This is a genomic window from Streptomyces sp. DSM 110735 (assembly GCF_016482685.1).
Taxonomy (GTDB): Bacteria; Actinomycetota; Actinomycetes; order Streptomycetales; family Streptomycetaceae; genus Streptomyces.
Genome location: NZ_JACYHF010000005.1, coordinates 347746 through 360469 on the forward strand (window position 1 = coordinate 347746; position 12724 = coordinate 360469).

7 protein-coding genes are annotated in these 12724 nt (G+C 71.8%); 3 read left to right on the forward strand and 4 right to left on the reverse strand.

Annotated elements, in window-relative coordinates; translation table 11 throughout:
• Positions 1-60 precede the first annotated feature (60 nt).
• The 3 genes from IF655_RS11560 (at position 61) to IF655_RS11570 (ending at position 5273) form a co-directional block, all read left to right on the forward strand.
• A complete protein-coding gene (locus IF655_RS11560) occupies positions 61-1095 on the forward strand; it encodes a LuxR C-terminal-related transcriptional regulator (RefSeq protein WP_199584162.1) in 1035 nt (344 codons plus the stop codon).
• 393 nt (positions 1096-1488) lie between these two features.
• A complete protein-coding gene (locus IF655_RS11565) occupies positions 1489-4758 on the forward strand; it encodes a GH92 family glycosyl hydrolase (RefSeq protein ID WP_199584164.1) in 3270 nt (1089 codons plus the stop codon).
• 89 nt (positions 4759-4847) lie between these two features.
• Positions 4848-5273, forward strand: a complete 426-nt coding sequence (locus IF655_RS11570) for a DUF6003 family protein (protein WP_199584166.1) — start codon at positions 4848-4850, stop codon at positions 5271-5273.
• A 7-nt stretch (positions 5274-5280) separates the two neighbouring features.
• On the opposite strand, the gene IF655_RS11575 is transcribed toward IF655_RS11570, so the two are convergent.
• From IF655_RS11575 to IF655_RS11590, 4 genes are all read right to left on the reverse strand, one after another.
• Complete coding sequence (locus IF655_RS11575; protein ID WP_199584167.1) at positions 5281-6045, reverse strand: phosphatase PAP2 family protein; 765 nt, start codon at positions 6043-6045, stop codon at positions 5281-5283.
• A complete protein-coding gene (locus IF655_RS11580; protein WP_199584168.1) occupies positions 6045-6998 on the reverse strand; it encodes a YihY/virulence factor BrkB family protein in 954 nt (317 codons plus the stop codon). Before IF655_RS11580 ends, IF655_RS11575 begins: the two co-directional genes overlap by 1 nt.
• A 1-nt stretch (position 6999) precedes the next feature.
• Positions 7000-8721, reverse strand: a complete 1722-nt coding sequence (locus IF655_RS11585) for a diacylglycerol kinase family protein (RefSeq protein ID WP_199584172.1) — start codon at positions 8719-8721, stop codon at positions 7000-7002.
• 146 nt (positions 8722-8867) lie between these two features.
• Positions 8868-12671 carry a GH92 family glycosyl hydrolase gene (locus IF655_RS11590; protein ID WP_199584187.1) on the reverse strand — a complete coding sequence of 1268 codons (3804 nt, stop codon included), beginning with the start codon at positions 12669-12671 and terminating at the stop codon, positions 8868-8870.
• Positions 12672-12724: the final 53 nt, after the last annotated feature.

Below are 12724 nucleotides of genomic sequence, written 5' to 3' on the forward strand. Positions count from 1 at the left end.
CCGCGTACACGGAACACCCAGTAAGCTGGGGAATCGGCCGCATGTCAGGGCGGGTGGATCATGAACGCTTCCCGGCTCCACCGGAGCCTTCGGAAACTGGCGGGACAGGGGCTGGGATCGTCCGCGTACCGGCACGAGTCCGCGGACCGGATCGCCGCGGCGGTCGGCGCCGACGCGTACTGCTTCGCCGAGACCGACCCGGAGTCGCTGCTCGCCACCACCTACGCGACCGGCAACCTCGACCGGTCCGGCGCCGCCCTGCTGCACTTCAACGAACTCGGCCAGCGCGACTTCCTGAAGCTGCGCGCCCTGGCCGGTAGCCCGGACCCCGCCGGTGCCCTGTCGGCGGTGACCGGCGGTCGGCTCGACCGCAGCGCGCGCCACCGGGAGCTGCTCGCCCCGCTGGGCTTCGGTGACGAGATCCGGGCCGTCGCGCGCACCGACGGGCGGGTCTGGGGATTCCTGCACCTCTTCCGCCGGGAGGACCGGTCCGCCTTCGACCCGGACGAGGTCGGTGTGGTCGCCGCGGCGGCGCCGCTGCTGGCCGCGGGCATCCGTGACGCCGCCCTCGGCTCGCCGGGGCTCGCCCACGACGTGCCGGGTCCCGTGCTGGCGCTGCTCGACGACACCGACCGCGTCGTGGAGTCGACGCCCGGTGCCGACGAGGTGCTGGCCGCACTGCGCGACCCGGACGAACGGCGGGCGGACACCCCGGACATCGCCGTCATGATGGCCGTCCTCGCCCGGGCGCCCGCCGCGGCGTCCGCTCCGGTCACCGTCCGGGTGCGGACGAGGGCGGGGCGCTGGTTCTCGCTGCACGTGGGCACGACCACCGCGGACGGGGGTGCCCGGCGGATCGCGCTGATCCTGGAACCCGTCGCGGCTCCGCTGACACCGGAGACCTGGCGCGCCCGCTTCGGACTGTCGGCGGGGGAGGCGGAGGTGGTCGAGAAGATGCTCGCCGGACGCTCCACGGCGCAGACGGCGGCCGAGCTGATGATCTCCCCGTGGACCGTGCAGGACCGGTTCACCAGCGTTTTCGCCAAGACGGGTGTACACAGCCGCCGTGAACTGACCGGTCTGCTGCGCCCCTGACCGGGACCGGGCTCTCGCATCGGAGGGGCGCTCACACGGGAGCCGTGCGGTGTCTCGGCGGCAGCTCTCTGGGCGGACCCGGTGGAGAACGGTCCACCGGGTCCGCGAGCCGGGTGGGCGAGGGGGTGGTGCCCGTCCGGATGGTGCTGGTCCTGCGGGTGGCGCGGCTTGTGGGGAGAGGCGGAGCCTCGCCGGGTGGGGCGGCGACAACGTTGTCTAGTGGGTCCGTACATGACTTTACCGCTTCAACGGACAACGATGTCAACCCAGTTGGGGGAACCGGACCCGCCCGGTGCGGGCGGTCTTCCGTGCGGCGGGCGGCGCACGTTACTGTCCCTGCGGCTTGTGCGACCCGTGGGGCGCGACCCGTCCGCAAGGAGGAAGGGCCGCGTCATGCGTTTCCGTCCGATGTCCCTGCTGCTCGCCGCCGCGCTCGCGCTCGGCGGCGGTGCCACCCCCGCCCTCGCGGCGACCCACGCACCACCGGCTCTCGTCAACGACCCGACGCCGTACGTCGATCCGCTGATCGGCACCAGCAACGGCGGCGACACCTTCCCCGGTGCCGTCGTGCCCTTCGGCATGTTCTCCTGGAGCCCGGAGAACACCAGAGGCGACGCCACCCGCACCGCCGCGCCCGCCGGTTACCACTACGACGCCACCCGGGTCCGAGGCTTCAGCCTCACCCACATGTCCGGCACCGGCTGCGCGGGCGGCAGCGGCGACATCCCGTTCTTCCCGTACGCGGGCGAGGTCACCTCCTCCCCGGCGAGCGACACCAAGGACGCCGTCTACGCCTCGGACTTCACGCACACCGACGAGACCGCCGAACCCGGCCACTACAAGCTCGCTCTCGCCTCCGGGGTCACCGCCGACCTCACCGCGACCGCCCGCACCGGAGCGGCAGAGTTCACCTACCCCGCCGACAAGCCTGCCTCGCTGCTGGTGCGCACCGCCAACTCCGAGGTGGGGTCGGAGGATTCGACGGTCAGCATCGACCCGGACAGCCGCACGATCACCGGCTCCGTCACCTCGGGGAACTTCTGCGGCTACCTCGACCCCGAGGGACAGCGCTCCTACTACACCCTCTACTTCACCGCCCATTTCGACCGCGCCTTCAAGGCGACCGGCACCTGGCAGGACGACAAGCTCACCCCCAACTCCACCAGCGCCTCCGGCGGCACCGGCGGCTTCTCCCACGGCGGCCGTCCCGTCGCGGGCAAGGGCGCCGGAGGGTACGTCGAGTTCGCGCCCGGCGACGGACCGGTGAACGTCAAGGTCGGCATCTCCTACGTCGGCAAGGCAGCCGCCGAAGCCAACCTCCGCGCGGAGAACGGCGGTCACCGCTCCTTCGACGCCGTGAAGAACGCCGCCCGCGCCGCCTGGCGCCAGCGCCTCGGCGCCATCAGGACCGGCGGCGGCACCGACGAGGAGCGCACCACCTTCTACACCGCGCTCTACCACGCCCTGCTGCACCCCAACGTCATCAGCGACGCCGACGGCCGCTACCGGGGCAGCGACGGCAAGGTCCACCGCACCGCACCCGGGCACCGCGCCCAGTACGGCACCTTCTCCGGCTGGGACGTCTACCGCGACCAGGTCCAGTTGCTCACCCTGCTCGACCCGCGCACCGGCTCCGACATCGCCCAGTCGCTCTACGAACTCAGCGAGCAGAACGGCGGCGTCTGGGACCGCTGGCTGCACGGCGCGAGCGGCACCCACGTCATGAACGGCGACCCCTCGCCCACCGCCCTGGCCGGCATCCACGCCTTCGGCGGCACCGGCTTCGACCTCAAGGGTGCCCTGAAATCCCTGGTCAAGGCTGCCACCGTACCCACCGAGCAGGACCTGTCCGCCTCCGGCAAGCCGGTGCTCTCCGTCGGCCAGCGCCCCTCGCTCGACAAGTACCTGAAGCTGCACTACATGCCGAGCGTCTCCAACGCCTGGGGCGGCGCCGCCGAGACCCTGGAGATGTCCACCGCCGACTTCTCCCTCTCCCAACTCGCCGCAGCGGCACGGCAGAAGAGCACCGCCAGGACCTTCGCCGACCGCTCCCAGTGGTGGCAGAACAACTTCAACATCGCCGCCGACTCCACCGGCGGCTACATCGCCAACCGCAAGGCGGACGGCAGTTGGGTCACCGGCTTCACCCCGGACACCGGCAACGGCTTCGTGGAAGGCAGCGCCGCCCAGTACACCTGGATGGTCCAGCACAACCCCGCAGGGCTCTTCGCCGCGCTCGGCGGCACCGACAAGGCGCTCGCGCGTCTCGACGACTTCTTCCACACCGCCGACGGCAAGTGGGCCCTGACCGGCAACGGCGGCGCCAAGTCCGAGCTGGACAACGAGCCCTCGATCAACGTGCCGTACCTCTACGACTACGCGGGCGCCCCGTACAAGGCGCAGGAGACCGTCCGCGCCGCGATGCGGCAGCTCTGGGCGCCCACGCCCGGCGGCATCCCCGGCAACGACGACCTCGGCGCCATGTCCGCCTGGTACGTCTTCTCCGCGATGGGCATGTACCCCCAGGTCCCCTCGCGCTCCGAACTCGTCCTCGCCTCACCGCTGTTCGAGCGGATCGAGATCAACCGCCCGCACGGCAACGACATCTCCGTCCGCGCCACCGGAGCGGCGGCCGACGCGCCCTACGTCCAGTCCCTGAAGGTCAACGGCCGCACCAGCGACCAGCCTTGGCTCCCCGCCTCCTTCGTCCGCGACGGCGGGCGGCTCGACTACACCCTCGGCACCACCGCCAACCGCGCCTGGGGCGCCCACAATCCGCCGCCGTCCTTCCGGCAGGGCGAGCAGCCGTACCAGATCGGCGTCGGACCCACCACGGCCACGCTCGCACCCGGCGACAGCGCGAAGATCGGCATCCGCGCGCTGTCCCTGAGCGGCGGTACCGGACCCGAGGTGCGCTACCGGGTCGAGACCCCGGCCGGGGTCACCGCCACGCCCGCCGAGGGCACGGTCACCGGCGGCTCCCAGGAGATCACCCTGACCGCCGCCCAGGACGCCGACCAGGGCTTCTACACCGCCAAGGTCACCGTGACCTCCGGCGACACCTCCTACGAGCAGCCCGTGGCCCTCACGGTCGCCGCCCCCGGCACCCTGCTCGCCGCCTACGACAACACCGGCGTCTCCGACGACCAGGGCGACCACGACGAAGCCGACTACGACGGCGGCGGCTGGTCCTACTCCCGCCAGGCGCTCACGGCGGCCGGACTCGACGCGGGCAAGCGGTACACCACCAACGGTCTCGCCTTCACCTGGCCCGACTCGCCCGCGGGCCGCCCGGACAACGCCACCGGCGCCGGACAGACCGTCCAACTCAAGGACGGAGTGACCCGGTTGGCGTTCGTGGGCAGCGCCGTCAACGGCAACCAGCAGTCCAAGGCCACCGTCACCTACACCGACGGCAGCACCGCCACCGCCGACCTCTCCTTCACCGACTGGACCGTCGGCGGCGGAGGCGGCACCGTCCAGTACGGCAACGAGGTCGTCGCCAAGACCGCGTACCGCAATGTCGCGGGCGCCGACAAGGACCCGGTCGCCACCTACGTCTTCGCCACCAAGCCGTTCACCGCGCCCGAGGGCAAGACGGTGAAGAGCGTCAAACTCCCCGACGACACCGACCTGCACGTGTTCACCATCGCCACCGGCTGACGCGCGGCGGTTCCGCCTCCTCGGTGCGGCACGGCGGCAGTAGCATCGTCCTCCGCGCTCACACTGACACGACAAGGCGGAACCGCCCGATGGCCGACGAGGCTTTCCTCTTCCTGCTCCCCGACCGTCACCCGAGTCTCGGCGCGGCCATGGCCGCCGTCGCCCCGCTGGAATGCGACCAGACCCCGGCCGTGCGCGGCTGGATCTCCGCCCACGACGTGCCCCCGTCCTCCGAGCAGTTGAGGATTCTGCCCGCCGGTTCGGAGATCCTCATCCCCGAGGGGGCCGAGCGGCTGCCGATCCCGCTGACCGAAGAGGAGGAGGTCCGGGTCCAGCAGGAGTGTGCGCCCCGGTCGGTCACCGACATGGAGCGCGAACTGCTGGACTTCCGGGACACCGCCCAGGGCTGGGAGTCCCTGGTGCACCGGGCGCTGACCGCGGGCGTCCCGGCCCCGCGCATCGCCCGGCTGACCGGGCTCGACCCCCGGGAGATCGGCCGGATGACCGGCGTGTGACGCGTCCTCAGCGGGGGGCGGTGTCCGGCTCCGGGCTCGGCTCGGTGAGTTCGGGCTCCAGCCCCTCGCCGACGTGCGCGGGCCGCATACCGGCGTCGGACCGCCACGCCTCGAAGGCCCGGCCGGTCAGCACGACGACGGCCAGCCCGAGCAGCCAGCCGCCCAGCACGTCGCTGAACCAGTGCACGCCGAGCGCGACCCTGGTGAAGCCGACCCCGAGCACCGACAGCACCGCCACGGCCCAGCACGCCACTCGGGCTCGCGAGGGCACCAGGGGCAGCAGGACCAGCAGGAACACCGCGAACGAGGTGGTGGCGGTCATCGCGTGCCCGGACGGGAAGGAGTAGCCCGGCGCGTGCGCGACGGGGTCCTCCAGCGCCGGGCGCGCCCGCTCGACCAGCGTCTTGACCCCGAGCCCGATCAGCCCCCCGGCCACCGCCGTCACCGCCGCCCACGCGGCCAGCCGCCGCGCACCGCGCCACAGCAGCCAGCCGGTCAGCAGCGCGACACCCACGCGCAGGGTGAGCGGGTCCCAGACGTAGTCGGAGAGCACGCGCAGGGTGCTCGTCCAGGCCGGATGGTCCACGGCGACCCGGTGCAGACCGTTCGCCGCGTCGTGGTCGAGGTCGCGCAGCGGCCGCCAGCGGCCCTCCACCAGGACCAGCAGCAGCGCGAACGGCACGGCGGCGGCCGCGGCGACCCCGGCCGCCGCCAGCAGCCGGACGCCGAACCGCCGGTCAGTGGCGCGCAGGGTCGTGGGTTTCGTCGGCATCAGACCCCCGGGTCGGGTTGGATCGGTTCGGGCCGCCGCCCGCGCGCCGCCTCCAGTTGGGCCGCGAAGGAGAGCCCGAGGAACAGGGCGAGCGAGGTCAGATACGCCCACAGCAGCAGGGACATGAAGGCGCTGAGCGGACCGTAGACGGTGTCGAAGGAGCCGCTCATGTCGAGATACAGGGTGAGCGCCCAGGTCAGGGCCATCCAGAGCACCAGGTACACCGCCGCGCCGAAGGCCAGCCAGGTGTAACCCGGCTGTTTGCGTCGCGGCGAGCGGCGGAAGATCGCGCTGGCGGAGATCAGGGCGAGCAGCAGCCCGAAGGGCCAGCGCACGATGTTCCACACCGTCTGCGCGGTCGGGCCCAGCCCGTAGACCGCCCCCGCGGCCGAGGCGAGGTCGTCACCGGCGACCATGACCACGAAGCCCAGACCGAGCGGGAACCCCGCGCACAGCGCCATGACCAGGCCGCGCGCGTACTTGAGGTGGAAGGGCCGGTCGCGTTCGTTGCCGTAGATGCGGTTGGCGCCGCGCTCTATCTGGCACATCGCCGTGGTGACGTTCACGAGCGAGAAGATCGCGCCGAACCAGAGGGCGACCTCCGCGCCGTCGCCCGCCTTGCGCCGGCTGCGGTCGAGCGCGTCGTCGACCACCTCGGCGCTGGGTCCCTGGGCGATCCGGTGGATCGTCAGCTCGGCCAGCCTGCCGACGTCCTCGGTGTGCAGGCTGGCGGAGAGCCCGACGAACGCCAGGGCCAGCGGTATCACCGACAGCACCGTCTGGAGGGCGAGCGCGCGGGAATGGCTGAACCCGTCGGCGTACCGGAAGCGGAGGAACGCGTCGCGCAGCAGCGGCCAGCCGCCGTAGCGGCGCAGGGTCGTCCACGCCTCGTCGGCGGAGAGTTCGTCCCCGCTCATGTCCCGGGTCTCCGGCACCTTGGTGGCGCTGCCCATGTCAGCCCTCCCGGTTCGGGGCCAGCACGGTCAGCGCGCCCGGCACGACCTCCACCGAGAGCCGGCGTCCGGTGCCGACGGGGTCGCCGTCGATCTCGCGGGGCTCCGGGGCGTCGAAGGTGAACTCGGCCCGCCGGAAGGTACGGAACTCCGGCTGCCCGTCGCCCCCGTGCGTGTCCCGCTTGCGGCGCAGCAGCAGCGCGCTCGCGGTGCGCAGCCAGCCGCCGGGGCCCCGCGGGTCGAGGATGAGGAGGTCCAGCACGCCGTCGTCGGGGCGGGCGTCGGGGATCAGGCGCAGGCCGCCCTGGAGTTCGCCGGTGTTGCCGACGAGCACCATGCGGGCCGTACGGCGCAGCGGCTGCCCGCCGTCCAGGCGGACGCTCAGGCTCATCCGGGGACCGCGCATCGCCCTGGGGGCCGCCAGCACGTACGCGGGCCAGCCCAGCATCGCCTTGGCCCGGTCGTGCTCCGCCGCGTACTCCATCATCGCGGCGTCCAGACCGACGCCGGACATGACGGCGAAGTGGGTGACGGCAAGGCCGTCGCCCTCGACCCGGGCCAGGTCGAGGGCGCGGGGCGCGCCGCCGAGGGCCGCGTCGAGCGCCTCGGCGGGGGAGAGCGGGAGACCGAGGTTGCGGGCGAGGAGGTTGCCCGTCCCGCAGGGCACGACTGCCAGCGGGACACCGCTTCCGGCCAGTCGGTCGGCGGCGGCGCGGACGGTGCCGTCGCCGCCGCAGACCACGACCAGCGCGGCGCCCTCGTCGAGCGCCCGGGCGGTCTGGCCACCGCCGGGGTCGGCGGCCGTCGTCTCGAGGAACACCGGCTCCTGACGGCCGTGTCGGGACAGGACCTCGCGCAGCTCGTCGCGGACGCTCTCGTCGACCGTGGTGGGGTTGACGACCACCGCGACCCGGCCCGGCAGCCGTTCCGCGCGGGCGGTCCCGGGGACGGCGGGCAGCGCGGCGGGCGCCGACACGCGGCCGTCACGCAGCAGTGCGTGCCCGACGACCAGCAGGGCGAGCGCGCCGTTGATCATGCCGCCCGCCACGTCGGTCGGGTGGTGCATGCCCCGGTACAGCCGGGAGACGCCCACCACGACCGGCAGCAGGAGCAGCACCGCCGCCGCCACGCGCCGCCAGGGGCTCCGTACGCGGGACAGCACGAGGACGGCGAGACCGCCGTAGAGGGCGGTGGCCGCGCCGGTGTGGCCGGAGGTGTAGCTGGAGGTCGGCAGGGAGCCGTCGAGCCGGTGCACAGCGGGGCGTTCGCGCTCCACCGCGACGGTCACGAGCAGGAAGACCAGGGACTGGAGCGCGACCCCGAGCGCGAGGAACGACGCCTGGCGCCACAGCGGCAGCCGGGGCATCAGGACCAGCACCAGGCAGGCCGCCAGCGTCACGGCGATGACGGTGAGCGTGTTGCCCGCCTCGGACCCGATGGCGGAGAGCGTGGTCAGGGTGGGGGTCCGCAGCCGCTCCAGGCTCCGGTTGACGCCGTCCTCGACCGTCAGGGGCCACAGATGCCGGGCGGGACCGGTGATGAGCAGACCCAGGCCGATCATCAGGGCGGCCTGGCACGCGGTCAGCGCGCCGATGGACGCGACCGCCCGCCCCAGCCCGCGCGGCATCCCGGTCGCGCGCGCCGGGGCGGCCGTCGCGGTGGTGCGGGGACGGGCGCCTTCCTCGGGCAGTCCGGCGGGTCTTTCCGGTACGGCGGTCGGCATCGCGGTGCTCCTCGGCTCGGTCGGCAGGACCGGGCCGGACCGCGCGGGTCCGACCCCTCGCACTCATGCCCCCTCACCGGCGGAGCAGGCGGCACGGTGAAGGGGCGGCCCGCCGGGACCGCCCCTTCACCGCCCGGCAGAAGCCGTCAGCCCAGCAACTCCACCTCCGCCAGCGTGGATTCGCCGTCCAGCACCAGCCGGTACTTCGGGTACGACCCCGGCTTCGCGATGCTGAACGCCCGCGTCTGCCGGTCCCATGCGAACGACTCGCCCGACCGCTTGTCCAGCGTCGTCCACGTGGTGCCGTCCGTGGACCCCTGGAGCGTCCAGCCGGTCGGCGCCTTCGTGTGGTCCGCCGGTGAAGTCAGCGTGTACTGGACGCCCTTGGCGGCGGCGCCCACCGGCAGGTCCACCGAGGTGACCGTCGCGCTCGTCGCCGAGGTGTTGTCGAACAGCGCGCCGTCACCCTTCAGCACGTCCGCGCGCGGGGTCGGCACCTTGTCGTCCTGGGTGATGGAGACCGGCGCCGCGTCCTTGCCGGCGCCCCACGACGACGGCTTGTCGCCCATCGAGAACTCCAGCACCCCGCCCTTGGAGAGCAGCGAGTGGGGGAGCGAAGTGGAGTTCCAGGAGCGGCCGTTGAAGCGCACGCCCTGCACATAGACGTTGCGGTCGCTGTTGCGCGGAGCCTTGATCACCAGGGACCGCCCGTTCTCCAGATGGACGGTGACCTTCTTGAACAGCGGGGAGCCGATGGAGTATTCGCCGCTGCCCATGACCAGCGGGTAGAAGCCGAGCGAGGAGAAGAGGTACCAGGCGGACTGCTCGCCGTTGTCCTCGTCGCCGTGGTAGCCCTGCCCGATCTCGCTGCCGGTGTACAGCCGGGACAGCGCCTGGCGCACGTTCGCCTGCGCCTTCCAGGGCTCGCCCGCCGCGTCGTACATGTAGATGACGTGGTGGGCGACCTGGTTGGAGTGGCCGTACATGCCCATCCGGACGTCCCGCGCCTCGGTCATCTCGTGGATGACACCGCCGTAGGAGCCGACGAACTCCGGGGATGCCGTCTCCGGGGTGGCGAAGTAGGTGTCCAGCTTGTCGCCGAGTGCCTTGCGGCCGCCGTAGAGGTTGGCCAGCCCGCGGCTGTCCTGCGGGGCGGTGAAGGCGTAGCCCCAGCCGTTGGTCTCCGTGTAGTCGTACCCCCACACGCGCGGGTCGTACTTGGCGGAGTCCACGCGCCAGGCGCCCTTGGCGGTGCGGCCCTGGAAGAAACCTGCCTTGTCGTCGAAGAGGTTCACGTAGTCGCGGGCCCGGTTGAGGAAGTACTGGGACTCCTCGTGGTACCGCTTCTCGCCGGTCTTCTTGTAGAGCGCCTCGCCCATCTTGGCGATGCCGTAGTCGTTGACGTAGCCCTCCATCGCCCAGGAGAAGCCCTCGCCGGTGTCGGTGCTGGTGTAGCCGAGGAAGGGCGAGGTGGCCATGCCCTTGCGTCCGACACCCGAACTCGGCGGCACCACGGTCGCGTTCTTCACCGCCGCGTCGTACGCCGCCTTGGCGTCGAACTTCACGCCCTTGACGTAGGCGTCCGCGAACGCCACGTCCGAGGAGGTGCCGGTCATCAGGTCGGCGTAGCCGGGGGAGGACCAGCGGGAGGTCCAGCCGCCGTCCTTGTACTGCTGCACGAACCCGTCGACCATCTCACCCGCCTGACTGGGCGTCAGCAGCGAGTACGCCGGCCAGGTCGTCCGATAGGTGTCCCAGAAACCGTTGTTGACGTACACCTTGCCGTCCACGATCTTGGCACCGGTGTGCGTCGGGGAGTCCGGGTTCGGCATCGGGGAGAACGGCGAGGCGTACTGGTACTTCGAACCCACCTTCTCGAAACCGGAGTTGGGGTAGAGGTACAGCCGGTACATGCTGGAGTACAGCGTGGTGAGCTGGTCCGGGGTCGCGCCCTCCACCTCGACCTTGCCGAAGAGCTTGTCCCAGGTGTGCTGGGCGCGCGCCTTCACGGTGTCGAAGGAGGTGCCGTCCGGGATCTCCTGGCGCAGGTTGTCCTTCGCCTGGTCGACGCTGATCAGCGAGGTCGCCAGGCGCAGCGTCACGGTGTGGTCGGAACCGGCGTCGAACCGCAGGTATCCCTTGACCCCGCTGGAGGACCCGTCCGTCACGGGCTTGTCGAAGGTGCCGTACACGAACAGCCGCGTCGCGCCCGTGGACAGCCCCGACTTGACGTCGGAGTAGCCGGTGACGATGCCGTGTTCCTTGTCCAGGGTGAGCCCCGCCTGCTCGGTGACGTTGTCGAAGAGCACGCTCGCGTCGTCGCCCGGGTAGGTGAAGCGGAGCGAGGCGGCGTGGTCGGTCGGGGTCATCTCCGCCTTGAGACCGTTCTCGAACGTCACGCCGTAGTAGTACGGCCGCGCGGTCTCGTTCTCGTGCCGGAAGGGCAGCTCGCGCGCCTCACGCCCGGTGTCCGGGGTGCCCTTCGCGGCGGACGGCATGAGCTGGAAGGTCTGCCGGTCGCCCATCCACGGGCTCGGCTCGTGGCTCGCGCTGAACGCCTGGACGGTGGGCAGGTTGTCGTCGTTGTTGGCCCGCGCGTACTCGTACAGCCAGCTCAGCGAGGACGCGTTGGTCACCGGGGTCCAGAAGTTGAACCCGTGCGGCAGCGCGGTCGCGGGGAAGTTGTTGCCGCGCGAGAAGCTGCCGCTGGAGTTGGTGCCGCGCGTGGTCAGCGCGTAGTCGGAGAGGTGCGCCTTGGGGCGCTCGGGCGCCACCCGCTTCAGCGCCACGTCGTCGAGCCAGCCCCGGAACTTCGCCGGTCCCTTGGGGGAGTCGTAGGCCAGCAGGATCCGGTCGACGGTCTTGCCCGCCGCGACCGAACCGATCCGCGAGGCGACGTTGTTCCACTGGTTGACGTAGAGCACCTTGGCGTCGCCCTGGCCGCGCGGGGTCAGCGGGAAGCCGTGCTGGTCGCTCGCGCCCAGACCGCTCAGATAGGTGCCGTCGGTGAAGGCCAGGTCCACGGAGACGTTGGTGGCGTCGTAGTCCCGGTCGCCGTCGGCCATCGACGGGAAGATCCGGTACGACAGTCGAGTGTCGCGCCCGACCTTCACATCGACGTCGAAGACCTTGTTGTACGAGTAGGCGCGGCCGTCGGCGGTGTGCCGTCCCGCGTAGCGCAGCGCGTGCTTGCCGGTGAAGCCCGCGCCCGCCTTGGCCGTGGGCGAGCCGCTGGGACCGCGGTCGACCAGGGAGAGCATGTCGTGCGGGACCGGTCCGTCGCTCCCGCCGGTGGAGAACTGGACGTCGGCGAGCTGGAGGGCGTCGGTGGCGCCGTTGTTCTTCGTCACCTCCAGGCGGAAGTGCTGGTACTCCGCCGGGGTCGCGAGGTCGTAGGACTTGGTCTGGAAGCGCTCGGAGAAGGACTCGCCCGTGCGGGAGTCCAGGTCCTTCCAGTCCTTGCCGTCCGTCGAGCCGAGCAGTTTCCAGTCCTTGGGGTCGCGCTCGTCGTGGTCGTTGGCCGAGGTGAGCGCGTAGGTGGCGAGCTTGACCGGCTTGTCGAGGTCGAACTCGACCCAGCCGGTGGGCTGGAAGGTCAGCCACTTGGTGGTCGGGTCGACGTCGGTCAGGTTCTCCTTGACCTCGCCCGCGCCCGTGTTCTCGCCGTTGGCGCGCAGATCGGTGACGTGGTCGGTGACATTGCCCGGGATGCCGTTGCTGAAGCCGCCGTCCACCCCCGAGGAGCGTTTCGAGCCGTCCGGCGCGGTGTCCACGGTGCTGAGCCAGTCGGGCGCCGGATCACCCGCCTCGAACGAGGAGGCGAACTCCGTTTCCGTGGCCTTGGGTTGGGACGGCAGGGCGATCGCCGCCCCTTGCGCCCCCACGGCCATGACAAAGGCGGCCGTGAGGACGACCGCCGGAGTCCCTCTGTGCCGAGTTCTCCGCTGCATCTACGGATTCCCCTCCTGCGCTCACTGCGGACAACGTTGTCAACTTGCTGCGC

What these genes read in the sequence shown, in the direction of transcription:
- IF655_RS11560 (WP_199584162.1), top strand. Translation starts at nt 61, where the DNA reads ATGAACGCTTCCCGGCTCCACCGGAGCCTTCGGAAACTGGCGGGACAG.
- IF655_RS11565 (WP_199584164.1), top strand. Translation starts at nt 1,489, where the DNA reads ATGCGTTTCCGTCCGATGTCCCTGCTGCTCGCCGCCGCGCTCGCGCTC.
- IF655_RS11570 (WP_199584166.1), top strand. Translation starts at nt 4,848, where the DNA reads ATGGCCGACGAGGCTTTCCTCTTCCTGCTCCCCGACCGTCACCCGAGT.
- IF655_RS11575 (WP_199584167.1), bottom strand. Translation starts at nt 6,045, where the DNA reads ATGCCGACGAAACCCACGACCCTGCGCGCCACTGACCGGCGGTTCGGC.
- IF655_RS11580 (WP_199584168.1), bottom strand. Translation starts at nt 6,998, where the DNA reads ATGGGCAGCGCCACCAAGGTGCCGGAGACCCGGGACATGAGCGGGGAC.
- IF655_RS11585 (WP_199584172.1), bottom strand. Translation starts at nt 8,721, where the DNA reads ATGCCGACCGCCGTACCGGAAAGACCCGCCGGACTGCCCGAGGAAGGC.
- IF655_RS11590 (WP_199584187.1), bottom strand. Translation starts at nt 12,671, where the DNA reads ATGCAGCGGAGAACTCGGCACAGAGGGACTCCGGCGGTCGTCCTCACG.